The 23,958-nt window shown below is 55.1% G+C and carries 23 protein-coding genes; 8 read left to right on the forward strand and 15 right to left on the reverse strand.

The features are described from left to right. Window positions 1-43 precede the first annotated feature (43 nt). A complete protein-coding gene (gene rpoS / locus F0Q32_RS13075; protein ID WP_015963258.1) occupies window positions 44-1,036 on the forward strand; it encodes an RNA polymerase sigma factor RpoS in 993 nt (330 codons plus the stop codon). A gap of 60 nt (window positions 1,037-1,096) precedes the next feature. Here the strand turns inward: rpoS and F0Q32_RS13080 are convergent, their stop codons facing one another. Then, on the reverse strand, window positions 1,097-1,501 hold the full coding sequence (locus F0Q32_RS13080; protein ID WP_149463412.1) for a MarR family winged helix-turn-helix transcriptional regulator: 405 nt from the start codon (window positions 1,499-1,501) through the stop codon (window positions 1,097-1,099). Window positions 1,502-1,671: 170 nt separating this feature from the next. On the opposite strand from F0Q32_RS13080, the gene F0Q32_RS13085 reads away from it, so the two are divergent. Genes F0Q32_RS13085 through F0Q32_RS13095 form a run of 3 tightly spaced genes read left to right on the forward strand, consistent with a single transcriptional unit; the run spans window position 1,672 to window position 3,939 of the window. Continuing rightward, entirely contained in the window at window positions 1,672-2,265 is a 594-nt protein-coding gene (locus tag F0Q32_RS13085; RefSeq protein WP_149463413.1) for a non-oxidative hydroxyarylic acid decarboxylases subunit B, read from the forward strand. Further along, window positions 2,265-3,692 (forward strand): non-oxidative hydroxyarylic acid decarboxylases subunit C, encoded by a 1,428-nt coding sequence (locus tag F0Q32_RS13090; RefSeq protein ID WP_149463414.1) that lies wholly within the window; start codon window positions 2,265-2,267, stop codon window positions 3,690-3,692. Before F0Q32_RS13085 ends, F0Q32_RS13090 begins: the two co-directional genes overlap by 1 nt. 10 nt (window positions 3,693-3,702) lie before the next feature. Further along, the gene (locus tag F0Q32_RS13095) at window positions 3,703-3,939 is read left to right on the forward strand and encodes a non-oxidative hydroxyarylic acid decarboxylases subunit D (RefSeq protein WP_149463415.1); all 237 of its coding nucleotides are present in this window, start codon (window positions 3,703-3,705) and stop codon (window positions 3,937-3,939) included. Between the two features lie 42 nt (window positions 3,940-3,981). Here F0Q32_RS13095 and pphB read toward each other — a convergent pair whose 3' ends face one another. The 6 genes from pphB to F0Q32_RS13125 form a co-directional block, all read right to left on the reverse strand. Further along, complete coding sequence (gene pphB, locus F0Q32_RS13100) at window positions 3,982-4,638, reverse strand: protein-serine/threonine phosphatase (RefSeq protein ID WP_149463416.1); 657 nt, start codon at window positions 4,636-4,638, stop codon at window positions 3,982-3,984. 104 nt (window positions 4,639-4,742) lie between these two features. Then, entirely contained in the window at window positions 4,743-7,304 is a 2,562-nt protein-coding gene (gene mutS / locus F0Q32_RS13105; protein WP_149463417.1) for a DNA mismatch repair protein MutS, read from the reverse strand. A gap of 260 nt (window positions 7,305-7,564) precedes the next feature. After that, window positions 7,565-8,425 (reverse strand): iron/manganese ABC transporter permease subunit SitD, encoded by an 861-nt coding sequence (gene sitD / locus F0Q32_RS13110; RefSeq protein WP_149463418.1) that lies wholly within the window; start codon window positions 8,423-8,425, stop codon window positions 7,565-7,567. Then, window positions 8,416-9,276, reverse strand: a complete 861-nt coding sequence (gene sitC, locus F0Q32_RS13115) for an iron/manganese ABC transporter permease subunit SitC (protein ID WP_149463419.1) — start codon at window positions 9,274-9,276, stop codon at window positions 8,416-8,418. Before sitC ends, sitD begins: the two co-directional genes overlap by 10 nt. A 2-nt stretch (window positions 9,277-9,278) precedes the next feature. After that, the gene (gene sitB / locus F0Q32_RS13120; protein WP_149463420.1) at window positions 9,279-10,088 is read right to left on the reverse strand and encodes an iron/manganese ABC transporter ATP-binding protein SitB; all 810 of its coding nucleotides are present in this window, start codon (window positions 10,086-10,088) and stop codon (window positions 9,279-9,281) included. Beyond that, the gene (locus F0Q32_RS13125; RefSeq protein WP_149463421.1) at window positions 10,085-11,002 is read right to left on the reverse strand and encodes a metal ABC transporter substrate-binding protein; all 918 of its coding nucleotides are present in this window, start codon (window positions 11,000-11,002) and stop codon (window positions 10,085-10,087) included. The genes sitB and F0Q32_RS13125 overlap by 4 nt, the downstream gene beginning before the upstream one ends. 189 nt (window positions 11,003-11,191) lie before the next feature. On the opposite strand from F0Q32_RS13125, the gene F0Q32_RS13130 reads away from it, so the two are divergent. Then, entirely contained in the window at window positions 11,192-11,545 is a 354-nt protein-coding gene (locus F0Q32_RS13130) for a nitrous oxide-stimulated promoter family protein (RefSeq protein WP_149463422.1), read from the forward strand. Here the strand turns inward: F0Q32_RS13130 and F0Q32_RS13135 are convergent, their stop codons facing one another. From F0Q32_RS13135 to hypA, 8 genes are all read right to left on the reverse strand, one after another. Further along, window positions 11,546-12,421 (reverse strand): [formate-C-acetyltransferase]-activating enzyme, encoded by an 876-nt coding sequence (locus F0Q32_RS13135; protein WP_149463423.1) that lies wholly within the window; start codon window positions 12,419-12,421, stop codon window positions 11,546-11,548. Continuing rightward, window positions 12,387-14,684, reverse strand: a complete 2,298-nt coding sequence (locus tag F0Q32_RS13140; RefSeq protein ID WP_149463424.1) for a formate C-acetyltransferase — start codon at window positions 14,682-14,684, stop codon at window positions 12,387-12,389. Before F0Q32_RS13140 ends, F0Q32_RS13135 begins: the two co-directional genes overlap by 35 nt. Window positions 14,685-14,857: 173 nt before the next feature. Continuing rightward, complete coding sequence (gene flhA / locus F0Q32_RS13145; RefSeq protein WP_149463425.1) at window positions 14,858-16,939, reverse strand: formate hydrogenlyase transcriptional activator FlhA; 2,082 nt, start codon at window positions 16,937-16,939, stop codon at window positions 14,858-14,860. 201 nt (window positions 16,940-17,140) lie between these two features. Continuing rightward, on the reverse strand, window positions 17,141-18,151 hold the full coding sequence (hypE, locus tag F0Q32_RS13150; RefSeq protein WP_149463426.1) for a hydrogenase expression/formation protein HypE: 1,011 nt from the start codon (window positions 18,149-18,151) through the stop codon (window positions 17,141-17,143). Further along, window positions 18,148-19,269 (reverse strand): hydrogenase formation protein HypD, encoded by a 1,122-nt coding sequence (gene hypD / locus F0Q32_RS13155; RefSeq protein WP_149463427.1) that lies wholly within the window; start codon window positions 19,267-19,269, stop codon window positions 18,148-18,150. Before hypD ends, hypE begins: the two co-directional genes overlap by 4 nt. Continuing rightward, window positions 19,269-19,541 carry a HypC/HybG/HupF family hydrogenase formation chaperone gene (locus F0Q32_RS13160; RefSeq protein ID WP_149463428.1) on the reverse strand — a complete coding sequence of 91 codons (273 nt, stop codon included), beginning with the start codon at window positions 19,539-19,541 and terminating at the stop codon, window positions 19,269-19,271. The genes hypD and F0Q32_RS13160 overlap by 1 nt, the downstream gene beginning before the upstream one ends. Next, window positions 19,532-20,404: a hydrogenase nickel incorporation protein HypB gene (hypB, locus tag F0Q32_RS13165; protein ID WP_149463429.1), complete on the reverse strand. Its 873-nt coding sequence runs from the start codon at window positions 20,402-20,404 to the stop codon at window positions 19,532-19,534. The genes F0Q32_RS13160 and hypB overlap by 10 nt, the downstream gene beginning before the upstream one ends. Before the next feature lie 3 nt (window positions 20,405-20,407). Then, entirely contained in the window at window positions 20,408-20,758 is a 351-nt protein-coding gene (gene hypA, locus F0Q32_RS13170) for a hydrogenase maturation nickel metallochaperone HypA (protein WP_149463430.1), read from the reverse strand. A 213-nt stretch (window positions 20,759-20,971) separates the two neighbouring features. Between hypA and hycA the strand changes: the two genes are divergently transcribed. The 3 genes from hycA (at window position 20,972) to hycC (ending at window position 23,957) form a co-directional block, all read left to right on the forward strand. Further along, window positions 20,972-21,439: a formate hydrogenlyase regulator HycA gene (gene hycA / locus F0Q32_RS13175; protein WP_149463431.1), complete on the forward strand. Its 468-nt coding sequence runs from the start codon at window positions 20,972-20,974 to the stop codon at window positions 21,437-21,439. Between the two features lie 83 nt (window positions 21,440-21,522). Beyond that, complete coding sequence (locus F0Q32_RS13180) at window positions 21,523-22,134, forward strand: 4Fe-4S dicluster domain-containing protein (RefSeq protein WP_015963276.1); 612 nt, start codon at window positions 21,523-21,525, stop codon at window positions 22,132-22,134. After that, window positions 22,131-23,957 (forward strand): formate hydrogenlyase subunit 3, encoded by a 1,827-nt coding sequence (hycC, locus tag F0Q32_RS13185; RefSeq protein ID WP_149463432.1) that lies wholly within the window; start codon window positions 22,131-22,133, stop codon window positions 23,955-23,957. Before F0Q32_RS13180 ends, hycC begins: the two co-directional genes overlap by 4 nt. The last annotated feature ends 1 nt before the right edge of the window (window position 23,958 follow it).

Raw genomic sequence — 23,958 nt, forward strand, 5'->3', positions numbered from 1 at the left:
TGATAAGGTGCTTTGCCTGGGGATCACGGGTAGGAGCCACCTTATGAGTCAGAATACGCTGAAAGTTCATGATTTAAATGAAGACGCGGAATTTGATGAGAACGGAGCAGAGGTTTTCGATGAGAAAGCCTTAGTAGAAGAGGAACCCAGTGATAACGACCTGGCTGAGGAAGAGCTGTTATCGCAGGGTGCCACACAGCGTGTGCTGGACGCGACTCAGCTTTACCTTGGAGAGATCGGTTATTCTCCACTGTTAACAGCCGAAGAAGAAGTCTATTTTGCACGTCGTGCATTGCGTGGAGACGTCGCCTCCCGTCGCAGGATGATCGAGAGTAACCTGCGTCTGGTGGTAAAAATTGCCCGCCGTTATGGCAATCGTGGTCTGGCATTGCTGGATCTTATCGAAGAGGGCAATTTGGGGCTGATCCGCGCTGTTGAGAAGTTTGACCCGGAACGCGGGTTCCGCTTTTCAACCTACGCGACCTGGTGGATCCGCCAGACGATTGAACGGGCGATTATGAACCAAACCCGTACGATTCGTTTGCCGATTCACATCGTCAAAGAGCTGAACGTCTATTTGCGTACGGCACGTGAGTTGTCCCATAAACTGGACCACGAGCCAAGCGCAGAAGAGATAGCCGAACAGCTGGACAAACCGGTTGATGACGTAAGCCGTATGCTGCGTCTCAACGAGCGCATTACCTCAGTCGACACGCCGCTGGGCGGAGACTCTGAAAAAGCGCTGCTGGACATCCTGGCCGATGAAAAGGAAAACGGCCCGGAAGACACCACGCAGGACGATGACATGAAACAGAGCATCGTCAAATGGCTGTTCGAGCTGAACGCCAAACAGCGTGAAGTGCTGGCACGTCGTTTCGGTTTACTGGGGTACGAAGCTGCAACGCTTGAAGATGTGGGCCGCGAAATTGGCCTGACTCGTGAACGCGTTCGTCAGATTCAGGTTGAAGGCCTGCGCCGTCTGCGTGAGATCTTGCAGACTCAGGGGCTGAATATCGAAGCGCTGTTCCGCGAATAAGTGAACATCCGTCAAAAAGGCCAGTCGAGAGACTGGCCTTTTTCTTTTTGGGCAGGTCATTCACCCCATCATTTTCCTCACCAGCCGCGTAAACTGTTCGCGCTCTTCCTCGCTTAATCGCGCTAAAAATGCCTGATCGACGTTATTACCAATGGGTTTTTTAGCGTTCAGTAATGCTTCGCCTTCCTCGGTGAGAAAGACAAAACGGCGGCGTTTGTCGGCGGGATCGTGCTCGCGGCGGACCAGATTGCGGCTCTCCATGCGGCTCAACATCTCAGCAAGCGTCGCCTTAGTGCTTACCGCCACTTCCGTTAGTTCAACCTGCTCAATGCCAGGATGTTCGGCAATCGATCGCATGACGGCGTACTGGGGCTTGGTCAGCTCCGGCAATTCTTGCTGCCAGCGTGCGGTATGTTGCTGAAAGAGCTGGCGCAGCAGGTGAAATGCTTCGTTTCTTAACTCCATGAAAACCCCATCATAAAAAACGTTCTCTCATGATAGCCGTTACACGCCGCTTTTTTAATCCTTCATTTTTTAGCTTTGAGTGCGATCGTATACGAACAATATTGTGTGTAAGGACATTCTGACGTAGGTTATACAAAACGTTCGTACACGAACAAATATTGAGGTGATGAATGAGACTGATTGTGGGGATGACTGGCGCGACGGGCGCACCGCTTGGCGTCGCGCTGCTGAAGGCGTTGCGCGAAATGCCGGAGGTTGAAACACATCTGGTGATGTCGAAGTGGGCCAAAACCACTATCGAACTGGAAACGCCCTACAGCGCGCGTGATGTTGCCGCATTAGCGGATTTCAGCCACAGCCCGGCGGACCAGGCGGCGACCATCTCATCAGGCTCATTCCAGACCGATGGCATGATTGTTATGCCGTGCAGCATGAAAACGCTGGCGGGCATCCGCGCCGGGTACGCCGACGGCCTGGTAGGGCGCGCGGCGGATGTCGTGCTCAAAGAGGGGCGCAAGCTGGTACTGGTGCCGCGTGAAATGCCGCTTAGCACCATTCATCTGGAAAATATGCTCGCGCTTTCCCGCATGGGTGTGGCGATGGTGCCGCCGATGCCTGCCTTCTATAACCATCCTGAATCGGTGGGTGACATTGTCGATCACATTGTCGCTCGCGTGCTGGACCAATTTGGCCTGAAGTATGACAAGGCCCGCCGCTGGAATGGCCTTCCGTCGGCACACTCATTTTCACAGGAGAATGCATAATGGCTTTTGATGATTTACGCAGCTTTTTACAGGCGCTCGACGACCAGGGGCAATTGCTGAAAATCAGCGAAGAGGTGAACGCCGAGCCGGATTTGGCTGCCGCTGCCAACGCCACCGGGCGCATCGGTGACGGCGCGCCCGCGTTGTGGTTTGATAATATTCGCGGCTTTACCGATGCGCGCGTGGCGATGAACACCATCGGCTCCTGGCAGAACCACGCGATTTCCCTCGGGCTGCCACCGAACACACCGGTTAAAAAACAGATTGATGAGTTTATCCGCCGCTGGGATAACTTTCCCATTGCCCCGGAACGCCGCGCCAATCCTGCCTGGGCGCAGAACACCGTCGATGGCGACGAGATCAACCTGTTCGATATTCTGCCACTGTTTCGTTTAAACGATGGCGATGGCGGTTTCTATCTCGACAAAGCGTGTGTGGTTTCCCGCGATCCGCTCGATCCGGATAACTTCGGCAAGCAGAACGTCGGCATCTATCGCATGGAAGTGAAGGGTAAGCGTAAGCTCGGCCTGCAACCGGTGCCGATGCACGATATCGCTTTGCATCTGCATAAAGCGGAAGAGCGCGGCGAAGATCTGCAGATTGCCATTACGTTGGGTAACGACCCAATTATCACCCTGATGGGTGCCACGCCGCTGAAATACGATCAGTCGGAATATGAAATGGCGGGCGCGTTGCGCGAAAGCCCGTACCCGATCGCCACCGCGCCGCTGACAGGTTTTGATGTGCCGTGGGGCTCGGAAGTGATCCTCGAAGGGGTGATCGAAAGCCGTAAACGCGAAATCGAAGGGCCATTTGGTGAGTTTACCGGCCACTACTCCGGCGGACGTAACATGACCGTGGTGCGCATCGATAAAGTCTCTTACCGTACCAAACCGATTTTTGAATCGCTCTATCTCGGCATGCCGTGGACCGAAATCGACTACCTGATGGGGCCAGCCACCTGCGTACCGCTGTATCAGCAACTGAAAGCCGAGTTCCCGGAAGTGCAGGCGGTAAACGCCATGTATACCCACGGCCTGCTGGCGATTATCTCCACCAAAAAACGCTACGGCGGCTTTGCCCGCGCAGTGGGCCTGCGTGCGATGACCACGCCGCACGGTCTGGGCTACGTGAAGATGGTGATTATGGTCGATGAAGACGTTGACCCGTTCAACCTGCCGCAGGTGATGTGGGCGCTCTCGTCGAAAGTGAACCCGGCAGGTGATTTGGTGCAACTGCCAAATATGTCCGTGCTGGAACTCGACCCAGGCTCAAGCCCGGCGGGGATCACCGACAAGCTGATTATCGACGCCACCACGCCTGTCGCCCCGGACAACCGTGGTCACTACAGCCAGCCGGTGGTGGACTTACCGGAAACCAAAGCCTGGGCTGAAAAACTGACCGCTATGCTGGCCACACGTCAATAAGGAGAAGAAGATGATTTGTCCACGTTGTGCCGATGAACAGATTGAAGTGATGGCGAAATCGCCGGTGAAAGATGTCTGGACGGTCTACCAGTGCCAGCACTGCCTTTATACCTGGCGCGATACCGAACCGCTACGCCGTACCAACCGCGAGCATTACCCGGAAGCATTTCGCATGACGCAGAAAGATATTGATGACGCGCCAATGGTGCCGAGCATTCCGCCGCTGCTGGCGGAAGACAAGCGTTAAGCACACAATGCCGGGTGGCGGCTACGCGTTACCCGGCCTACGTTATTTGATTTTATAAAACGACAGCCGTCCGCTTTTAGGCGATCCGGTATCAATATAAACCTGGTTGGCGAATCTCTGGATGTTATCAAACATCATATGTCCGAAGATAAAGCAGTCGGCGCCGTTTATTTCCTGTAACTCGCCTTTGAGCGATTTCAGTACGCGATCAACAGGCCAGAGTAATTCTCTCTCCGCTATTTCTTTGCCAAACTGATACTCATCACCAGGATAATCTGCATGTACGATGACATATTTTATAATGTCGTTGGTGATTTCAATAATATGTGGAAGGTGATGGAATTTCAGCAACAGGTCTATTGCTTCTTTTTGCTCTGAATCATTTAAATCGAAAAACCAGTCACCACCACTGGCTAACCACATATTGCCATCGCTAGTCGCGAATGCATCAAGTGCCATCGCTTCGTGGTTGCCTTTAACGGAAGTAAACCAGGGCTGGTTTAACAGGCGTAGCACGTTAAGACTCTCCGGCCCACGATCGATATTATCGCCGACAGAAATAAGTAAGTCTGTTTCAGGACAAAAAGTGAGTTGATGTAGGCGAGATTGTAATGATTGATAATTGCCATGTATGTCACCAATAACCCATATATGGCGATAGTTATTGGTATCAATTTTTTGATAGCGTGTAGATGGCATGGTTTTACCCTGTAAAATAAGCGCTCCTATTATACAGGGTATTTTTATTTGATTCGTCAGTTGTCGTTAATATTCCCGATAGTAAAAGACTATCGGGAATATGTTTACACCAGACTCTTCAAGCGATAAATCCACTCCAGCGCCTGACGCGGGGTGAGTGAATCCGGGTCGAGATTTTCCAGCGCTTCCACCGCGGGCGAGGTTTCTTCCGGCACTGAAAGCAACGACATCTGCGTGCCATCGACTTGCGTGGCGGCGGCATTCGGCGAAATGCTCTCCAGCTCACGTAGTTTCTGCCGTGCGCGTTTGATCACCTCTTTTGGCACACCCGCCAGCGCAGCAACCGCCAGGCCGTAGCTTTTACTCGCCGCGCCGTCCTGTACGCTGTGCATAAAGGCGATGGTGTCGCCATGCTCCAGTGCATCGAGGTGCACGTTGGCGACGCCTTCCATTTTCTCCGGCAGTTGAGTCAGCTCGAAGTAGTGGGTGGCAAACAGCGTTAACGCTTTGATTTTATTCGCCAGATTTTCCGCGCACGCCCACGCCAGCGACAGGCCGTCGTAGGTTGACGTACCGCGACCAATCTCATCCATCAGCACCAGACTATTTTCGGTAGCGTTATGCAAAATGTTGGCGGTTTCGGTCATCTCCACCATAAAGGTTGAGCGCCCGGACGCCAGATCATCGGCCGCGCCGACGCGGGTAAATATGCGGTCAATCGGGCCAATCTCCACGCTTTGCGCAGGCACGTAGCTGCCGATGTAAGCCAGCAGGGCAATTAACGCGGTCTGACGCATGTAGGTACTCTTACCGCCCATGTTCGGACCGGTGATGATTAACATACGACGCTGCGGTGACAGGTTCAGCGGGTTGGCGATAAACGGCTCGTTCAGCACCTGTTCGACCACCGGGTGGCGACCCTCGGTGATGCGAATGCCCGGTTTATCGATAAAGGTTGGGCAGGTGTAGTTCAGCGTATACGCGCGCTCGGCAAGGTTTACCAGCACGTCAAGCTCTGCCAGGGCGCTGGCGCTCTGTTGAAGATCGGCCAGATGCGGCAGCAGCAGGTCAAACAGCTCGTCGTAAAGCTGTTTTTCCAGCGCCAGGGCTTTGCCTTTGGAGGTGAGGACTTTATCTTCGTATTCTTTCAGCTCAGGAATGATATAGCGTTCAGCATTCTTTAGCGTCTGGCGGCGAACATAGTTGATTGGCGCCAGATGACTTTGTCCACGGCTGATCTGAATGTAATAACCGTGGACGGCATTAAAGCCCACTTTCAGGGTATCCAGGCCGGTACGCTCGCGTTCACGAATTTCCAGACGATCGAGGTAGTCGGTCGCGCCATCGGCCAGCGCGCGCCACTCATCCAGCTCTTCGTTGTAGCCTGGCGCGATGACACCGCCGTCGCGAACCAGCACCGGCGGCGCATCGATAATCGCGCGTTCGAGCAGTTCACGCAGTTCGGTGAACTCACCCATTTTTTCGCGCAGCATTTGAACCGGAGCACTATCGACACTTTCAAGCTGTGTACGCAGTTCCGGCAATTGCTGGAAGGCATGACGCATCCGCGCCAGGTCGCGCGGGCGAGCGGTGCGCAGCGCAAGACGCGCCAGAATACGTTCGAGATCGCCCACCTGACGCAGTACCGGTTGCAGTTCGCCGGTCGCATCCTGCAAAGCGCCGATAGTTTGCTGGCGCTCTGTCAGCGTTTTTGTGTCGCGCACCGGCATATGCAGCCAGCGCTTGAGCATGCGGCTGCCCATCGGCGTCACGGTACAATCGAGCACAGATGCCAGCGTGTTTTCAACGCCCCCGCCCAGATTCTGGGTGATCTCCAGATTACGTCGGGTGGCCGCATCCATAATGATACTGTCCTGCTGGCGCTCCATGGTGATGGAGCGGATATGCGGGAGTGACGTGCGCTGGGTATCTTTAACATACTGCAACAGGCAGCCCGCAGCGCACAGGCCGCGCGGCGCGTTTTCTACACCAAAACCGATGAGATCGCGGGTACCGAATTGCAGGTTAAGCTGCTGACGCGCGGTGTCGATCTCAAACTCCCACAGCGGGCGACGGCGCAGGCCGCGACGGCCTTCAATCAGCGCCATCTCGGCGAAATCTTCCGCATACAGCAGCTCGGCTGGATTGGTGCGTTGCAGCTCTGCCGCCATCGTTTCCCGGTCTGCCGGTTCGCTGAGACGAAAACGCCCGGAGCTGATATCCAGCGTCGCGTAGCCGTAGCCTTTGCTGTCCTGCCAGATAGCCGCCAGCAGGTTGTCCTGGCGCTCCTGCAACAGTGCTTCATCGCTGATCGTGCCCGGCGTAACGATACGCACAACCTTGCGTTCTACCGGGCCTTTACTGGTCGCCGGGTCGCCAATTTGTTCGCAAATGGCGACCGATTCGCCCTGATTCACCAGCTTAGCGAGATAGTTTTCCACAGCGTGATGCGGAATGCCCGCCATCGGAATAGGCTCGCCTGCGGAAGCGCCGCGCTTGGTCAGCGAAATATCGAGCAGTTGCGACGCGCGTTTGGCGTCATCGTAGAACAGCTCGTAAAAGTCGCCCATACGGTAAAACAGCAGGATCTCCGGATGCTGGGCTTTCAGCTTGAGATACTGCTGCATCATTGGAGTGTGGGCGTCTAAATTGTCAATCGTACTCATCGAATTCGTTTTTCCATTCTCTTTACTTTTAATGCGTTAGTGAGAATTTCGGTTCTCATGCGTGACCAGGATAGCGCATTGGGTCGCGTCAACGCCGCCGATGAAATTCAGCTCATAGGGTTGAGATTGTATCATCAATACGACGCTGGATTAAAAATCAGCGTGGTTCTGCGTGTGCGGTTCCATTCATTACGTTAGTGGCGCAGATGTGACTATCGTGAGCGTCGACAATTGTGGATACCTCACCCCGACATGCAGTGTTATCTGCTCTCAAGCTGTTCTGGAGTGAGTAGTGTTTCACGGCGTCTTTCTCTTATCTGCGCATAAATAAAGGCCATCACAAATATCACACTGAACAAAACGACAATGGTCGGTGCGGGGGCGCTGTCGAGGAAAAAAGCGAGATACACGCCGGTAAACGAGGTGGTAACTGATAATAGTGTGGCCACCAGTAGCGCCCGGGCAAAGCGGCGCGTCAGTAAAACGGCAATCGCACCGGGAGCGATAAGCAGTGAAATAGATAAAATAATACCGACAGATTTTAGTGTGGCCACAATAGTCAGAGCAATCATGCAAAGCAGGCCGTAATGCAATAACGGCGTATTAAGACCGCTGGCTTTTGCCTGATGCGGGTCAAAGGCATGAAGCAGTAAATCTTTCCATTTCAGTGTAATCATTACGGCAACTGCCAGTGCTATTAGCGCGGTTTGCAGAATATCACGCCATGAAACGCCCAGCATATCACCAAAAAGTATGTGGTCGAGATGGACTTCAGACTGAATGGAGACGTAAAGCACCAGCCCCGCGCCGAACATGCCAGAAAAAACAATCCCCATGATGGTGTCCCGCTTAATGCGGCTGTTGTCGTCGAGATAACCTGTTGCGAGCGCGCAAAATAACCCTGCGACAAACGCGCCGATCGCCAGGGGAATGCCTACGATATAGGCCAGCACAATGCCCGGAAAAACCGCATGGCTCATGGCATCACCCATCAGCGCCCAGCCTTTCAGCACCAAAAAGACGGAGAGCAGAGCGCAGGGAACCGCAACAATGGTCGAGACGACCAGGGCATTGATCATAAAATCGAACTGGAAGGGTTCCAGCAACGTGCTTACGAACATGGCGACTCCTTACTCATCCGCGCGCGGCGGCGATTTGCCAGCAGGCCGTGTTTCGGGGCGAAGACAAACGCCAGCAAGAATAACAGGGTCTGCAGAACCACAATTATTCCGCCCGTTGCGCCATCCAGCCAGTAACTGAGCCAGGCACCAAAAAAACTGGTCAGGCTGCCAATCAACACGGCAATAATCAACAAACGTGGAAAACGGTCGGTGAGTAGCCAGGCGGTAGCGCCGGGAGTCACGACCAGGCAAATAACCAGAAACGCGCCCACGGTCTGGAGCGCCGCGACCGTCGAAACTGAAAGCAGGGTGAAAAAAAGCAGTTTCAGGCGCCCGGGGTTTAGCCCAATTGAACGCGCATGATTTTCATCGAAGAATGTGACCATCAGATCTTTCCACTTCAACAACAGAATCAACAGTGAAAACGTACCGATTATCGCCAGTTGCAGAATATCTTCCGGGGCAATAGCCAGAACATTGCCAAGGATGATCGTCTGGATGTTCACTGACATAGGGTTGAGCGAAACCATAAAAAGCCCAATCCCAAAGAAAGAGGAAAAAATAAGGCCAATGATGGCATCTTCTTTTAGCCGCGAACGTTGATTGAGAAAGAGCATACTGCCCGCCGCCAGCCCACCAGAGAGAAACGCGCCAAGCGAGAAGGGTAGGCCGAGCATGTACGCGCCCGCAACGCCTGGGACGATAGAGTGCGATAGCGCATCGCCAATCAGCGACCAGCCTTTGAGCATCAGATAGCAGGAAAGAAACGCGCATAGCCCGCCAACCATTGCCGAGACCCACATGGCGTTAAGCATGTACTGATAGCCAAACGGCTCAAACAGCCAGTTCATGATTAGTCTCCTGCCACGCGCCGTGAGATAAAGGGGCGTTCATCATCGGTAATAATGTGCTCTTCACCGCCGCTCAGTGCGACATGACGCAGTACACCGCTGAAGGCGCGTTCAAGGTTTTCCGCGGTAAAGGTGGTATCGGTCGGGCCACTTGCCAGAACGGTGCCTTTTATCATGACGGTGTAATCGCAGAATTCGGTCACTGAACCGAGGTTATGAGTAGAAACCAGCATCGTTCGGCCTTCGTCGCGCAATTCCCGCAACAGCGAAATAATGCGGGCCTCCGTTTTGACGTCTACGCCAGTGAAGGGTTCATCGAGCAGAATAACCTGGCCATCCTGGGCAATCGCTCGGGCGAGAAATACACGTTTTTTCTGCCCGCCGGAAAGTTCGCCAATCTGGCGATGACGGTATTCCAGCATATCCACGCGCGCCAGTGCGGCTTCAACGCGCTGATGATCCTCTGCTTTTGGGCGACGCAGCCATCCCATATGGCCGTAACGTCCCATCATCACGACATCTTCGACCAGTACCGGGAAGGACCAGTCCACTTCTTCGGACTGAGGCACGTAGGCGATTAAATTTTGCTTCAGGGCCCTGCTGACAGGCTGCTGCAGAATGGAAATGGTGCCACTCCCCAGGCGGACAAACCCCATCAGTGCTTTAAACAGTGTCGATTTACCGGAACCGTTGATGCCGACGAGGGCGGTAATCGACCCACCGGGCACCTGAAACGTGGCGTCCCACAGTGCCGTATGGCCGTTGCGATACGTCACCGTCACCTGATTAACGGTTATCGCATTCTGGCTCATTTTTCGCCCCTTAAACCGTCATGAATACCGTTAACAATGGTTTCTGTCGTGACGCGCAACAAGTCCAGATAGGTTGGAACCGGGCCATCAGCGGCACTGAGAGAATCGACGTACAATATGCCTCCGTAATGCGCGCCAGATTCACGAGTAACCTGGCGTGCTGGTTTGTCAGAGACGGTGCTTTCGCTGAATACGGTAGGGATCTTATTCGCCCGGATGGTGTCGATCACCTTGCGTACCTGTTTGGGTGTTCCCTGCTGATCGGCGTTGATCGGCCAGAGGTACAACTCTTTAAGAGAGTTATCACGCGCCAGATAAGAAAACGCGCCTTCGCTGGTGACCAGCCAGCGTTTGTCGGCGGGTATTTTTTGCAGCGCGGCATGAAGGGGATCGAGAGTCTCGCGGATTTGCGCTTTATAGCGTTCGGCATTTTTTTGGTAAGTGGCGGCGTTTTCTGGATCGTATTTTACCAGTGCGTCACGGATGTTATTAACGTAGATAAGCGCATTTTCCGCCGACATCCAGGCATGAGGGTTTGGTTTACCGTTATAGGGGCCCTCGGTAATGCCCATAGGCTTCACGCCATCAGAAACTGCCACTTCCGGCACACCAGAAAGATGCTGATAGAAGCGTGCAAACCACAGTTCAAGGTTTAATCCATTCGACAGTATCAACTGCGCGCCCTGAGCCCGTTTAATATCACCCGGTGTGGGCTGATATTCATGGATCTCTGCCCCGGGTTTGGTAATTGAGCTGACCTCTGCTGCCTCGCCTGCCACGTTTTGCGCCATATCGGCAATGACGGTAAAGGTGGTAATGACTTTGAATTTCTCTTTGGCCCATGCGGGTGAAATCGCAAGCGTAGAGAAAAGTGTCGCGATGAGACAGGACTTCAGACGTGACAAATGCGGCATAGTATCCCTCATAGCAAAATGGTTAATAACTCATCAAATATAGCTCATGCTATGTTGTATAGCACAATGCATATTCAAATGAAAATAATTCTTATTTACGTAGGGTGCTAAGGGTTTGCCACTCTGGTGTAATGGTGTCGGGAAGGATTAAGTTGTAGAATGAATGCATCTTTATTATCGGGAGGCGTTATGTCTGGGACACGTATCGATCGCGAGAAATTGACGATTAAAAAAATGATCGCGCTGTACGAGAAGAAATGCCCCCAGGCTTGTGGCGAAGAAGGGCATTACGACGCGCTTTTTGCCTACGCGCAAAAACGCCTGGATAAGTGTGTATTCGGGGAAGAAAAGCCGGCCTGTAAGCAGTGTCCGGTGCACTGCTATCAGCCGGCGAAGCGTGAAGAAATGAAGCAAGTCATGCGCTGGGCGGGGCCGAGAATGCTCTGGCGTCATCCGATTCTTACCGTCCGACATCTGATTGATGACAAACGTCCGGTACCGGAACTGCCTGAGAAATACTGCAAAAAAACCAATACGAAATAGTTACCCGCCCATCACCACCCGATAGCCTGCGTGTTCCACTTTCTCCCGCAGTGGGGCAATCTCCTGCTCCGTGGGGGCCGGGATACCCGCCATCTGCCAGACTTTATCGAGCTGGTGATATTTGGGCTCACCATACTGATGGAACGGCAACAGATGAACTTCCGTGACGGGAAGCGGGGCCAGAAACGTAAGGATCTGCGCCACATTTTCGTCGGTTAACGTAAAACCCGGTATCAGCGGTAAACGCGGCGTCACCCGAATACCTTCCTTCAGCAGTCGCTCAAAATTATTCAGAACGCGCGGTTGATTGATATTCAGCACTTCGCGGGCGCGTTCGTCATCCATGATTTTGAGATCAAACAACACTTCATCACAGGCTTGCGCCAGGGGCAGCAGACGGCTGAATGCGGTATCGCCAGCGGTTTCAATCGCGGTGCGAATGCCTAATTGACGCAAACGCTGCAAAAAGCGCGTGGCAAATTCAGCCTGCATCAATACTTCGCCACCGGACAGCGTGACGCCGCCGCCCGATGCGCGAAAGAAGATCTCATCTTTCAGGACATCACGTTCCAGCTGTTCCAGTGTGATGTCGCGGCCTATATGTTCCCATGCGCCTGAAGGACACTCATTCGCATCCTGGCGGCAGCGCACGCAGCGCAGGCATTTACTTTCGCGGCGCACCGTTTCGATTTTGGGCGAGAGCGATTCCGGATTGGCACACCACGGGCAGCGATGCGGGCAGCCTTTAAAAAAGACCACCGTACGGATGCCCTGACCGTCGTTCAGCGAATAGCGCTGGATGTTAAAGATGCGCGCCTTATCGGCGCGCATTTCCGTTACCTCACAGCTGATGCGCGGTGCGGCGGATGATGTCATCCTGAATCTCCTTCGACAGCTCAACAAAGAAGGCGCTGTATCCGGCAACACGGACCACCAGCCCGGCGAAATCCTGCGGACGCTGCTGGGCTTCGCGCAGCATATCGGCGTTGACCACGTTGAACTGCACGTGCTGCAATTTCAGTTTGGTGAAGGCGAGAAGGAAATCTGATAGCTTGCTCAGGCCGCCTTCACCTTCAAGCGTTGCCGGAGTAAATTTCACGTTGAGCAGCGTTCCGTTCGACAGCAAGTAGTTATCCAGCTTGCTCACCGATTTCAGCACCGCCGTTGGCCCCTGGCAATCCTGGCCTAACATGGGTGACAACCCGCCATCCGCCAGTTGCTCCCCGGCAAAACGGCCATCCGGCGTCGCGCCAACCACCGATCCCAGCGGCACGTGCGCCGAAACGGTATAGGAACCGGGTGTGAATTGCCCCCCACGCGGGTTGCGGTATTTTTCGACCTCTTTGCAGTAAAAACGCAGCAGATCGGCGCTGATATTATCTACTTCATCGATATCATTGCCGTACTTCTCAAAGCGGTTAATCAGCCGCGCGCGAACTTCTTTACCTTCTGGCGTTTCGAAGTTGGCTTTCAGTACCGCCAACAGTTCGTCAAAACTCATCCGTTGCTGGTCAAATACCATGCCTTTTAACGCGTGCAGCGAGTCGCTCAGATTGGCGATACCAATACCCTGAACCCCGGAGAAGTTGTAACGTGCGCCACCTTCGGTAATGTCTTGGCCGTTTTTCAGGCAGTCGCTGATAAACGATGAGAGCAGCGGCACTGGCGCCCAGTCGCGGTGACCGATATCGCAGATGTTGCTGCCTTCGACCATCAGTTTGATGTAATGGCGGATCTTGTCGCGGATTTGCGTTTGCAATCCTTCCCAGGTGATATCCGGGTTGCCCTCATTCTCATGCAACACGATCTCCATTACCTTCAGCAGGTTAAACATGGCGATATCGTGTAGCCCATAGGTGCGACCCGGAATCGACAGCTCAACGCAGCCGACAACGGCGTAATCGCGCGCATCTTCCAGCGACACGCCACGGTTTAAAAACGCCGGAACGACCACTTCATCGTTAAAAATTTGCGGAATGCCGGTACCGAGGCGAATGGTCTCGGCGGTTTTGCGCAGGAACGGGCGATCAATGAGCTCGTTGACGCGCACGCCAAGGTTAGGCTGTGGCAGACGTACGCTCTGATAGGCATCCAGACACATAAACGAAAGGGCATTTACGGCGCTGCGGCCATTCTCGGTTAAGCCTCCGAGGAGTGCGGTATAGCCCGTCGGGAAACCGGCAAAATAACGGGCGCTACTGGTGGAACGCAGCAGCACGATGTCATTGCATTTCACCCACAGGGATTCCAGCAGTTCACGCAGCGTTTGCGCGTCAACGCCTCGATTGAGCGAAGCCTGCCAGAAGGGCAGCATGTACTGGTCGAAGCGGCCCAGGGAAATCGAACTGGCGTTAGATTCATACTGCAAAATGATGTTCATATACCAGAACAGCTGACACGCCTGATGGAAATCCTCCGGGCGCTGTTCGGCGTTATGGCGGGATGTCGCGGCGATAGACAGCAACTCCTGGCGACGCGTGGCATCCGGGCACGCTGCGGCCAGGGTTTCCGCCAGTACGGCATAGCGCAAAATATGACGCTGCGCGGCTTCCAGCACAATTAACACTGCGGCATAAAAGTGATTTTCCGGTTGTTGAGCGCAGTGTGCCTTCATCTCCAAAACCAGTGCAGCGAGGCCGTTATTCAGCAGGCGCGGGTAGTCGATAATGATATGACCCTGGCCTTTGTCGGTCTGGTTAACGCTGAAAATCTGCGTCCCAACGGCGGTTTTTACCTCATCGGTCATCTGCCCGTTAATGAAATCCTTCATTGAGCGCTTTTCCCAGTACGGGAATAATTCTTCGCGATAGCAGCGCTTGTCGTCATCGCTGATGGCAAACCGATCCTGCGGGCGAGTCGGGAATTGATCCAGTTCTTTAAGCAGCCAGTAAGGGTCCATCTCCGGTGACATAATCCCGGCGCGCGGTTTAATCGTTCGATTTCCTGCAATCAGTTCGTCATCGCGAATGCTGATGGCGACGTTATCCAGAATGTGCGCGGTGGCTTTAGCCCGGCGAATCATTACCGGCTCGCCTTCTGTCTGGCGATGGCTCTCGGTATAGAGCAGGGCGCGCTCCAGAGAAATTTCACGTGGGTGAGCGAAAAGGGCGTCTTTCAGGCGTTGAATGCGATGGGTCATACAGGTTGCTCCTCAGAACAGGTGATGTGTCTAAGGTAGGCAAATCAGGGGCGTGAAGACAGGAGACAATCTGGCGAAATACTGGATTATTGTACGCAGATTTTGAAAGTGAGATCTCTGTTTTGTCCTGTAAAAAGCCAGCGCCGCAACGCTGGCTTTTATCGGAATCTAACTTAAGAGAGCAGCGCGTCTTTATCAATCCCCAGACGTTTCATGCGCGATAGCAGCGTAGTGCGTTTCAGCCCCAGGCGTTGTGCCGCACCTTTTGGCCCGGCGACGACACCGTTGGTCTCTTTCAGCACGCGCGTGATCAGCTGGAATTCATCTTCCCCTTCCATCGCGCAGGTCGCCGCAGGCATGGAGGGTTCATCCGGTGTAATGGTTACTTCTGGCAAAGAGAGTTGTAGCACGCTGCCGCGCGTTAGCAACACGGCGCGCTCAATCACGTTCTCCAGTTCACGGACGTTGCCTGGCCACTCCATGCGTTCAAGGGTGCGCAGGGTTTCTGCCGGAATACTGTCGATATTGCGGCCCAGGCGACGGGCGATTTTAAAGGTGAAAGCTTTCACCAGCAGCGGAATATCTTCCGGGCGCTCGCGCAGCGGCGGCAGGTGGATCGGGAAGACGTTCAGACGATAGTAGAGATCGCTACGAAATTCACGATCGGTCACCATCTGTTTCAGATCGCGGTTGGTCGCGGCGATCAGACGTACATCGGTGCGGATCAGCTTATTACTGCCGAGGCGCTCAAATTCCTGCTCCTGCAAAACACGCAGCAGTTTTGGCTGAAGCTCCAGCGGCATATCGCCAACTTCATCGAGGAACAACGAGCTTTTATCGGCCAGTTCAAAACGGCCAATGCGCTGAGAATTCGCCCCGGTAAACGCGCCGCGCTCATGACCAAAAAGATCGCTTTCCAGCAGACCCGCAGGCATGGCGGCACAGTTCATTTTCACCATCCGGCGACCGTTGCGGTTACTAAGATTGTGAATGGCGCGGGCAATCAGCTCTTTTCCGGTGCCGGTTTCGCCGAGGATAAGCACCGTGCTGTCGCTTTGCGCAACCATCTCAACCTGCTTAAGCACGCTGTACATGGCTTCGCTGCGACCAATAATTTCGCCGAACTCGCTTTCAACGTTGTTGAGTTGCTCGGTCAATGCCAGGTTTTCATCCACCAGCCGCTCTTTCAGGCGATGAATTTCCTGATAGGCGAGGGCGTTATCTACCGCGATGGCGACGCGTTCGGCAATCTGGCGCAATAGCTTAAGATTGGTGGCGGTAAAAACTTTTTCATCACACTGGGCAAGCTTCAGCACGCCCAGCATGGTGTTACCCGACATGAGTGGCAGCAGGCACAACGTCTGGATTTGGTTATCCCACATGTCGAACAGCATGCGTTCGTAAGGGGCAAGCTTGTCCTGCTCGCGCAGGTTAAGCATCAGCATCTCTTTACTTTTAAACACGCGCTCGGTCAGTGTACCGGCTTCGTTCACTTCGCTCTGATCGTGAACCGGGTCGTTCACATCCAGATAATGCGTCGAGTAGATATTGAGTTTGCCTTTGCGATTGCTGCGCAGCACGATGCTAATGGCGTCGATGCGGAAGTAATAGTGGATCTCTTTGGCCACCGCGCTCACCAGGTCATCCATATCCAGACGCGAGAGCACAGCATTGGTAATGGCAACCAGAATGCGGAAGTTATCGCGCTCATGGCACAGCAAGTCGTAATCGACGTTGTTGGTGACCCGAGTCTGAATTTGCTCGGTTACCACTGCGATAATCTGGGTGAAGGTTTGCAGCCGTTGGTACTCTTTTTCCGTCCATGGCTGATCGTTGTCACGAATAAATTCGCAGCCGCCAAAAATGCGGCCTTCTGCGGCGAGCGGTAGCAGACTGTAGTGACCGAAAGGTGTATAGAGCTGGCTGGCGGCGAGCTGCGGCCAGGTTTCACTGAATTCGTGATAGTCGCAGTGCAGCGCGTCCGGGCGCGAGAGCAGTCGACGCACCGGGCCGTTCGCCAGCAGACTGTCGTCGTCGTAGGCAATGGGTTTCCCTGCTTCATGCGTCGCATGATAGCTGGCGCGGTGATTGCCTGCCTGCAGCAGTACGATGGCTGCCCGATCGGCCAGGGCAGATTGCTTCACCAGTTGCGTTAGCGTTTCGCTAAGCGCCGCCAGATCGGGTTGTTGCAGAAGTGTTCGGGTGATATCGAACAGCCCTTGCTGACCGAGATCGCCCATCGGTGTATACGACATTGATTAACCCACAAACGTACCGTGAGGGTACGGAAAAAGAAAAAAAGAGTAATGGCAGGGCGGAACCTGCTTTTTTGTCGGGTGGCGCTGCGCTTACCCGACCTACAACGGTCAAACCAACATGTCCGGGACACGATACTGAGGGCACCACGCTTACCCGTAGGCCGGGCAAGCGCAGCGCCCCCGGCACAATATCGGCACTCAGCAAATCCGCGGCAGCGGCTCTGCGTGCGGAAGATCGAGCGTGCGTTTCACGCCGTACAACCCGGCAACGCGCACGCCTTTACGTTCGGTCACTTCACCAATCATCGCCGCATCGCGCCCCAGCGGATGTGCGCGAAGTGCTTCCAGCACGGCGTCAGCGGCTTCGCACGCCACGCCGATCACCAGCTTGCCCTCGTTGGCAAAGTTAAGCGCATCCAGCCCCAGCAGTTCACACACGCCACGGACCGCCTCTTTCAGCGGCAGTTTTTGTTCGTGCAGTTCAATACCAAAACCGCTGGTGGCGGCATATTCATGCGCCACGGCGTTCACCCCACCACGGGTGGCGTCGCGCAGGGCTTTCACGCCAGGAATATGACGCAGCGCCTGAATCAGCGGCGTCAGTACCGCGCAGTCGCTCGCCAGTTCGCCATCCAGCCCCATTTGCTCGCGAAGGTTAAGGATAGTCGCTCCGTGGTCGCCGAGGGTGCCGCTCACCAATAATTGATCGCCCGGCTGCAACTGCGCCGCACCCCAGTGAATATCCGCCGGAATCGCGCCCATACCGGCGGTATTGATAAACAGTTTATCCGCCGCACCGCGCGGTACCACTTTGGTATCACCGGTCACGATGGCGATATCCGCCGCTTTCGCCGTCGCTGCCATGCTGTTCACCACCGCTTCCAGCGTCTCCATCGGCAGGCCTTCTTCGAGGATAAAACCGCAGGAGAGAAAACGTGGGATCGCACCGCTGACCGCGACATCATTCGCCGTACCGCACACCGCCAGTTTGCCGATGTTGCCGCCGGGGAAGAAAAGCGGGTCGATAACGTAGCTGTCGGTGGAGAAGGCTAAACGGTCGCCCTGCGCGGTCAGTGATGCCAGAGAAAGGCGCGCCTGGTCTTCCTGCTCCGCCAGCCACGGGTTGGCGAATGCCTGCATAAACAGGTCGCCAATCAACTGCTGCATCGCCTGGCCGCCACTGCCGTGGGCTAACTGGATACTTTTCATGCTTCTGATTCCTGACTGCGATATTGATACCAGGCGGCGCACGCTCCCTCGGAGGAAACCATCAATGCACCGAATGCACTTTGTGGATTGCAGGTGTTACCGAACAGCGGGCATTGATGCGGTTTGCAGCGCCCGGTTAATACGTCGCCGCAGCGCGCACGCGGGTCATCACTCACATTTTGCGGCGCAGGTTTGAAGTGCGCTTCAGCATCAAAGGATTGATATTTTTCGGTTAACTGTACGCCAGAGTCATTGATAAGCCCCAGACCGCGCCATTCGCTGTCGCCTTTCACGGTAAACACGTCGGCGATAGCCACCTGCGCCAGTCGGTTGCCTTCATCAGGCACGACCCGGCGGTATTGATTCTCTACCTGAATGTTATCCGCTATTTTCTGCTCAACCAGCATGTTCACGCCTTGCAGTAGATCAATCGGTTCGAATCCAGCGACCACTAATGGACGATGAAAATCGCTGGCGATAAATCCATAAGCGTCGGTGCCGATGACCATACTGACGTGGCCCGGCGCAAGGAACGCGTCAATGCCGTTGTCCGGTTGCTCCAGCAGGCTGCGCAACGTCGGGATGAGCGTAATGTGCTGGCAGAAAAAGAAGAAGTTATCGACCTGCTGGATGCGCGCCTGTTGCAGCGTAATGGCGGTGGCTGGCATGGTGGTTTCGAACCCCAGACCAAAGAACACCACTTTGCGATCAGGGTTCTGTTTTGCCAGTTTCAGGGCATCCATCGGCGAATAGATAATCCGCACGTCCGCGCCGCGCGATTTCGCCTGCATCAGCGAGCCATTTTTCCCCGGCACGCGCATCGCATCGCCAAAGGTGCAGAAAATCACTTCCGGATGGCTGGCGATTTCGATACAGCTATCGATGCGCCCCATCGGCAGCACGCACACCGGGCAGCCCGGCCCATGGATGAACTCGATGTTATCCGGCAGAAGCTGGTCGAGGCCAAACTTAAAAATCGCGTGGGTATGACCGCCGCAGACTTCCATGATGCGCAACGGGCGCGCGGCGGTGTAGTTCAGAAGCGCCGCGCGGGATTTTAGATGTGCGATAAGCTGCATCACCTGCTCGGGCGCGCGATATTCATCAACGAAACGCATTAGTGCTCCTCGCCATACAGCAGCGCGCCGACGTCCGGCTCGACTTCAAACATATTGTGCAGCGCCGCGAGGGTGTCGCGGGCTTCTTCTTCGTTAATGATGCTCATGGCGAAGCCGACGTGCACCAGCACCCATTGGCCGATGCGCGGCTGGCCGTGTTTATCCATCGCGCCAACCAGCGTCAGGTCAACGTCGCGCTTTACGCCGCTGACTTCCACTTTTGCCTGCACGCCATCAATGGCGCAGATTTGCCCCGGAATGCCTATGCACATCGCTGTGCCTCCAGCCAGTTTAGCCAGGTGTCCATGCCTTCGCCGCTGGTAGCGGAAATTAGCAGCACCTCAATGTTCGGGTTCACTTCACGGGCGTAAGCGATGCACTTCTCAACGTCGAAGTTGAGGTACGGTAACAGGTCAACTTTATTGAGCAGCATGATAGACGCGGCGGCAAACATATGCGGATATTTGAGTGGCTTGTCTTCGCCTTCGGTGACGGAGAGCACGGCGACTTTGTGTTTTTCACCGAGATCAAAACTTGCCGGGCACACCAGGTTACCGACGTTTTCGATAAACAGAATGCCGTGATTATCCAGCGGCAGACGCGGTGCGGCATCGGCAATCATCTGCGCGTCGAGGTGGCAACCTTTCCCGGTGTTGACCTGAATGGCAGGGGTGCCGGTGGCGCGAATACGCGCGGCATCGTTCACCGTTTGCTGATCACCTTCAATGACCGCGCAAGGCACCTTGTCTTTCAGACGCATTAACGTTTCGGTGAGCAGGGTGGTTTTACCGGAGCCCGGGCTGGACACCAGATTCAGCACTAACAATTCTCGGGCGGCAAAGCGTGCGCGGTTGCGCGCGGCGAGCTGGTTGTTTTTGTCCAGCACGTCAATTTCGACTTCCAGCATGCGTCGCTGGCTCATGCCCGGCGCGTGGGTTCCCGCTTCACCGTGACCGTAATGCAGGTCGCCGTTGTCAGTGCGCGTCGGTTCAAATTCCTGGGTTTTCACGCCCGTAATGGTCATTGCTGGCCGTGCAGCAGAGGCGAAAGGCGCACTGCGAAACGGCGAGTGCGGGTTATGTTCGTCGCCCTCTATATAGAGGTTACCTTCTCCACAACCACAGGTGGTACACATAGCTTACTCCTGGTCTATTTCAATTCGCTGAATTTGTAAACCGTCATCCGCCACAATGCGCAGATCGTTACTTTGGCATTGCGGGCAGCGGCGCACGTGAACGGAGAGCAACTGAACATACTGCTGGCATTTTTCGCACCAGCACTCCGCCTCTTGTTCTTCGACGTGTAATTTACATCCTTCAGCTAACGTGCCGCGGCATACCAGATCAAAACAAAAGGTCATTGCGCTGGTTTCAACGCAGGAAAATGCGCCAACTTTGAGCCAGACCCCGGTTACGCGTTTCGCGCCGTGCTGGGTGGCTTGCTGTTCGACGATTTCCAGCGCCCGCTGGCAGAGCGTAATTTCGTGCATAACGCCTCCAACATTTCATTGCCCCGGTTAATGCAATAACGATGCCAGAGATGAAATTTGATGCATTTGTACTGTCGATGACAGTGTCAAACTGACGAAATGACATGTCATTCCTTGCTGTCAGAATGCATAAAGTTCTTGTTTTTCATTGAGATAAAAATTGGCATGGAACGTGCTTATCAGGGTGAGTCTCTATCAACCGGGTAACCTGACATGACCATTTGGGAAATTAGCGAAAAAGCTGACTTCATCGCCGATCGACACCATCGCCAACAGGAACAGTGGCGTATTTACTGCAACTCGCTGGTACAGGGGATCACGCTTTCGAAAGCACGCCTGCATCACGCGGTGAATTGCGCGCCGGATAAGGACCTCAGCTTCGTGCTGTTCGAACACTTTGTGCTTTCCGTGAGCCTGGTCGGCGGCTTCAACAGCCACACCATCGAATACACCGTCGAAACCCGTGACGGACAAGACAAAAAATGTATTGCCCGCGCGGAGTTAAACGCCGACGGCACCGTGGATAACGGCGTCAAATGCCGTGATCGCGAGCAGGTGCTGGAACACTATCTGGAAAAAATCGCCCCGGTTTATGACGCCCTGTATGCCGCGCTGGAAAGCGACAGCCCGGTGACGTTCAACCCGCTAGCGCAAAGCGCAAATACGGCCAAAGTAGCCTGAAGTACCGGTGTGTCGACAGGTGTCGAAATGACACCCGCTCTGCATGATTTCGTCAAAAATGACTGTCACCTGAGGAAGACCTGGTGAACCGTTTTGTAATTGCTGACTCAAGCGTCTGTATTGGCTGCCGCACCTGCGAAGCCGCCTGTTCCGAGACGCATCGCCATCATGGATTGCAGTCCATGCCGCGTCTGCGCGTAATGCGCAATGAAAAAGAATCTGCCCCGCAGATGTGCCACCACTGTGAAGACGCGCCGTGCGCCACCGTTTGCCCGGTGAACGCCATCAACCGCGTTGACGGTGCGGTGCAGCTCAATGAAAGCCTGTGCGTAAGCTGCAAACTGTGCGGTATCGCCTGCCCGTTTGGGGCTATCGAATTTTCCGGCAGCCGTCCGCTGGATATCCCGGCCAACGCCAATACGCCGAAAGCATTGCCTGCGCCGCCTGCGCCTGCACGCGTGAGCACGCTGCTCGACTGGGTGCCGGGCGTTCGCGCTATCGCCGTGAAATGTGATTTGTGCAACTTCGACGAAGAAGGCCCGGCCTGCGTACGCACCTGCCCGACCAAAGCGCTGCATCTGGTCAATAACATGGATATTGCTCGCGTCAGCAAGCGCAAACGCGAACTGACCTTTAATACCGACTTAGGCGATCTGTCGCTGTTGCAGAGCATGCAGGAAGGAGAGGCGAAATGAGCGTGATGGGGTTAATTGACAGTGCTGTTGCCTGGTTTGCCGCAGCGGCGGTGCTTGCCTTTCTGCTGTCGTTCAATAAACCGCTGAGCGGCTGGGTTGCTGGTATTGGCGGTGCGGTTGGCAGTGCCTGCACAGCGCTGGCGGGGTTTGGCGTGTTAACGCACGCGCAGCCGATTGCCGGAGTGCTCCCGCTGGTGGGACATCGCGTGCTGGCCACGCCGTTGAATTCCATCTGGCTGATTGCCTTTGGTCTGTGCGGCCTGTTTATTAGCGTGTTCAATATTACCTGGCACCGTCATCCGCAGGCGAAAGCCAATGGCTGGCTGATGAACATTCTTATGGCAGCGGCAGTGTGCGCCACGGTGGCGGATAACCTCGGTTCGCTGGTCGTCATGGCGGAAATCATGGCGCTGTGCGGGGCATTCCTGACCGGTTGCGCCGCCTCCGGCAAACTGTGGTTTGCGCTGGGCCGCCTGGGCACAATTCTGCTGGCGGTTGCCTGCTGGTTGCTGTGGCAACGCTACGGCTCGCTGGAACTTTCCGTACTGAATCAACGGACGCTGGTTATGCCGCTGGGCTCTGACATATGGGTACTGAGCGTGCTGGGCTTCGGCCTGCTGGCAGGGATTATTCCCCTGCACGGTTGGGTGCCGCAGGCACATGCTAACGCCAGCGCGCCGGCTGCGGCGCTGTTCTCCGCCGTCGTAATGAAAGTCGGTTTGCTCGGCATTTTGACCGTCTCGCTGATTGGCGTGAATCAACCGCTGTGGTGGGGCATTGCCCTGCTGGTGCTGGGGATGATCACCGCGTTCGTCGGCGGTCTTTATGCGCTGATGGAACACAATATTCAGCGTCTGCTGGCGTACCACACGCTGGAAAATATTGGCATCATTCTGCTCGGCCTTGGCGCGGGCGTGACCGGTATTGCGCTGCAACTGCCGGTTCTGGTGGCGCTGGGGTTGACCGGCGGCCTCTATCACCTGGTAAACCACAGCCTGTTTAAAACCACGCTGTTTCTCGGCGCAGGCGCGGTGTGGTATCGCACCGGGCATCGCGATATCGAAAAACTGGGCGGTATCGGCAAAAAAATGCCTGTTATCTCCATTGCCATGCTGGTTGGCCTGATGGCGATGGCCGCGTTGCCCCCGCTGAACGGCTTCGCGGGCGAATGGGTTATCTATCAATCCTTCTTCAAACTGAGCACCAGCGACCTGTTTATTGGCCGTCTGCTGGGGCCGCTGCTGGCGGTAGGGCTTGCCATTACCGGTGCGCTGGCAGTGATGTGTATGGCGAAAGTCTATGGCGTTACCTTCCTCGGCGCACCGCGTACCAAAGAGGCGGAAAACGCCTGCTGCGCACCGCTGCTGATGGGCGTGAGCACCGTTGCGATGGCGCTGCTGTGTGTCGTGGGCGGTGTCGCGGCACCGTGGCTGCTGCCGCTGCTGACCTCCGCCGTGCCGCTGCCATTGCAGACTGCGAGCACCGTGGTGTCTCAACCGATGATCACCTTGCTGCTGATTGCCTGTCCACTGCTGCCATTCATCATCATGCTTATTTTCAAAGGCGACCGCCTGCCAAACCGTTCACGAGGCGCGGCGTGGGTGTGTGGCTATGACCATGAGCAATCGATGGTGGTCACTGCGCACGGTTTTGCTATGCCGGTGAAAGAGGCGTTTGCCGTGGTGCTGAAACTGCGCGACTGGCTAAACCCGGTGCGTCTGGTGCCAGGCTGGCAGAACGCCAGTGCGCCAGCGTTGCTGCGCGGTGTGGCGCTCGTTGAGCTTGCCGTGCTGGTGGTGATTGTGATTTCGCGAGGAGCCTGAG

This window comes from Pseudocitrobacter sp. 73 (assembly GCF_008369545.1).
Taxonomy (GTDB): Bacteria; Pseudomonadota; Gammaproteobacteria; order Enterobacterales; family Enterobacteriaceae; genus Pseudocitrobacter; species Pseudocitrobacter vendiensis.

Coding starts and splice junctions, on each gene's coding strand:
- rpoS (WP_015963258.1), top strand. CDS start 44: ATGAGTCAGAATACGCTGAAAGTTCATGATTTAAATGAAGACGCGGAA.
- F0Q32_RS13080 (WP_149463412.1), bottom strand. CDS start 1,501: ATGGAGTTAAGAAACGAAGCATTTCACCTGCTGCGCCAGCTCTTTCAG.
- F0Q32_RS13085 (WP_149463413.1), top strand. CDS start 1,672: ATGAGACTGATTGTGGGGATGACTGGCGCGACGGGCGCACCGCTTGGC.
- F0Q32_RS13090 (WP_149463414.1), top strand. CDS start 2,265: ATGGCTTTTGATGATTTACGCAGCTTTTTACAGGCGCTCGACGACCAG.
- F0Q32_RS13095 (WP_149463415.1), top strand. CDS start 3,703: ATGATTTGTCCACGTTGTGCCGATGAACAGATTGAAGTGATGGCGAAA.
- pphB (WP_149463416.1), bottom strand. CDS start 4,638: ATGCCATCTACACGCTATCAAAAAATTGATACCAATAACTATCGCCAT.
- mutS (WP_149463417.1), bottom strand. CDS start 7,304: ATGAGTACGATTGACAATTTAGACGCCCACACTCCAATGATGCAGCAG.
- sitD (WP_149463418.1), bottom strand. CDS start 8,425: ATGTTCGTAAGCACGTTGCTGGAACCCTTCCAGTTCGATTTTATGATC.
- sitC (WP_149463419.1), bottom strand. CDS start 9,276: ATGAACTGGCTGTTTGAGCCGTTTGGCTATCAGTACATGCTTAACGCC.
- sitB (WP_149463420.1), bottom strand. CDS start 10,088: ATGAGCCAGAATGCGATAACCGTTAATCAGGTGACGGTGACGTATCGC.
- F0Q32_RS13125 (WP_149463421.1), bottom strand. CDS start 11,002: ATGCCGCATTTGTCACGTCTGAAGTCCTGTCTCATCGCGACACTTTTC.
- F0Q32_RS13130 (WP_149463422.1), top strand. CDS start 11,192: ATGTCTGGGACACGTATCGATCGCGAGAAATTGACGATTAAAAAAATG.
- F0Q32_RS13135 (WP_149463423.1), bottom strand. CDS start 12,421: ATGACATCATCCGCCGCACCGCGCATCAGCTGTGAGGTAACGGAAATG.
- F0Q32_RS13140 (WP_149463424.1), bottom strand. CDS start 14,684: ATGACCCATCGCATTCAACGCCTGAAAGACGCCCTTTTCGCTCACCCA.
- flhA (WP_149463425.1), bottom strand. CDS start 16,939: ATGTCGTATACACCGATGGGCGATCTCGGTCAGCAAGGGCTGTTCGAT.
- hypE (WP_149463426.1), bottom strand. CDS start 18,151: ATGAAAAGTATCCAGTTAGCCCACGGCAGTGGCGGCCAGGCGATGCAG.
- hypD (WP_149463427.1), bottom strand. CDS start 19,269: ATGCGTTTCGTTGATGAATATCGCGCGCCCGAGCAGGTGATGCAGCTT.
- F0Q32_RS13160 (WP_149463428.1), bottom strand. CDS start 19,541: ATGTGCATAGGCATTCCGGGGCAAATCTGCGCCATTGATGGCGTGCAG.
- hypB (WP_149463429.1), bottom strand. CDS start 20,404: ATGTGTACCACCTGTGGTTGTGGAGAAGGTAACCTCTATATAGAGGGC.
- hypA (WP_149463430.1), bottom strand. CDS start 20,758: ATGCACGAAATTACGCTCTGCCAGCGGGCGCTGGAAATCGTCGAACAG.
- hycA (WP_149463431.1), top strand. CDS start 20,972: ATGACCATTTGGGAAATTAGCGAAAAAGCTGACTTCATCGCCGATCGA.
- hycC (WP_149463432.1), top strand. CDS start 22,131: ATGAGCGTGATGGGGTTAATTGACAGTGCTGTTGCCTGGTTTGCCGCA.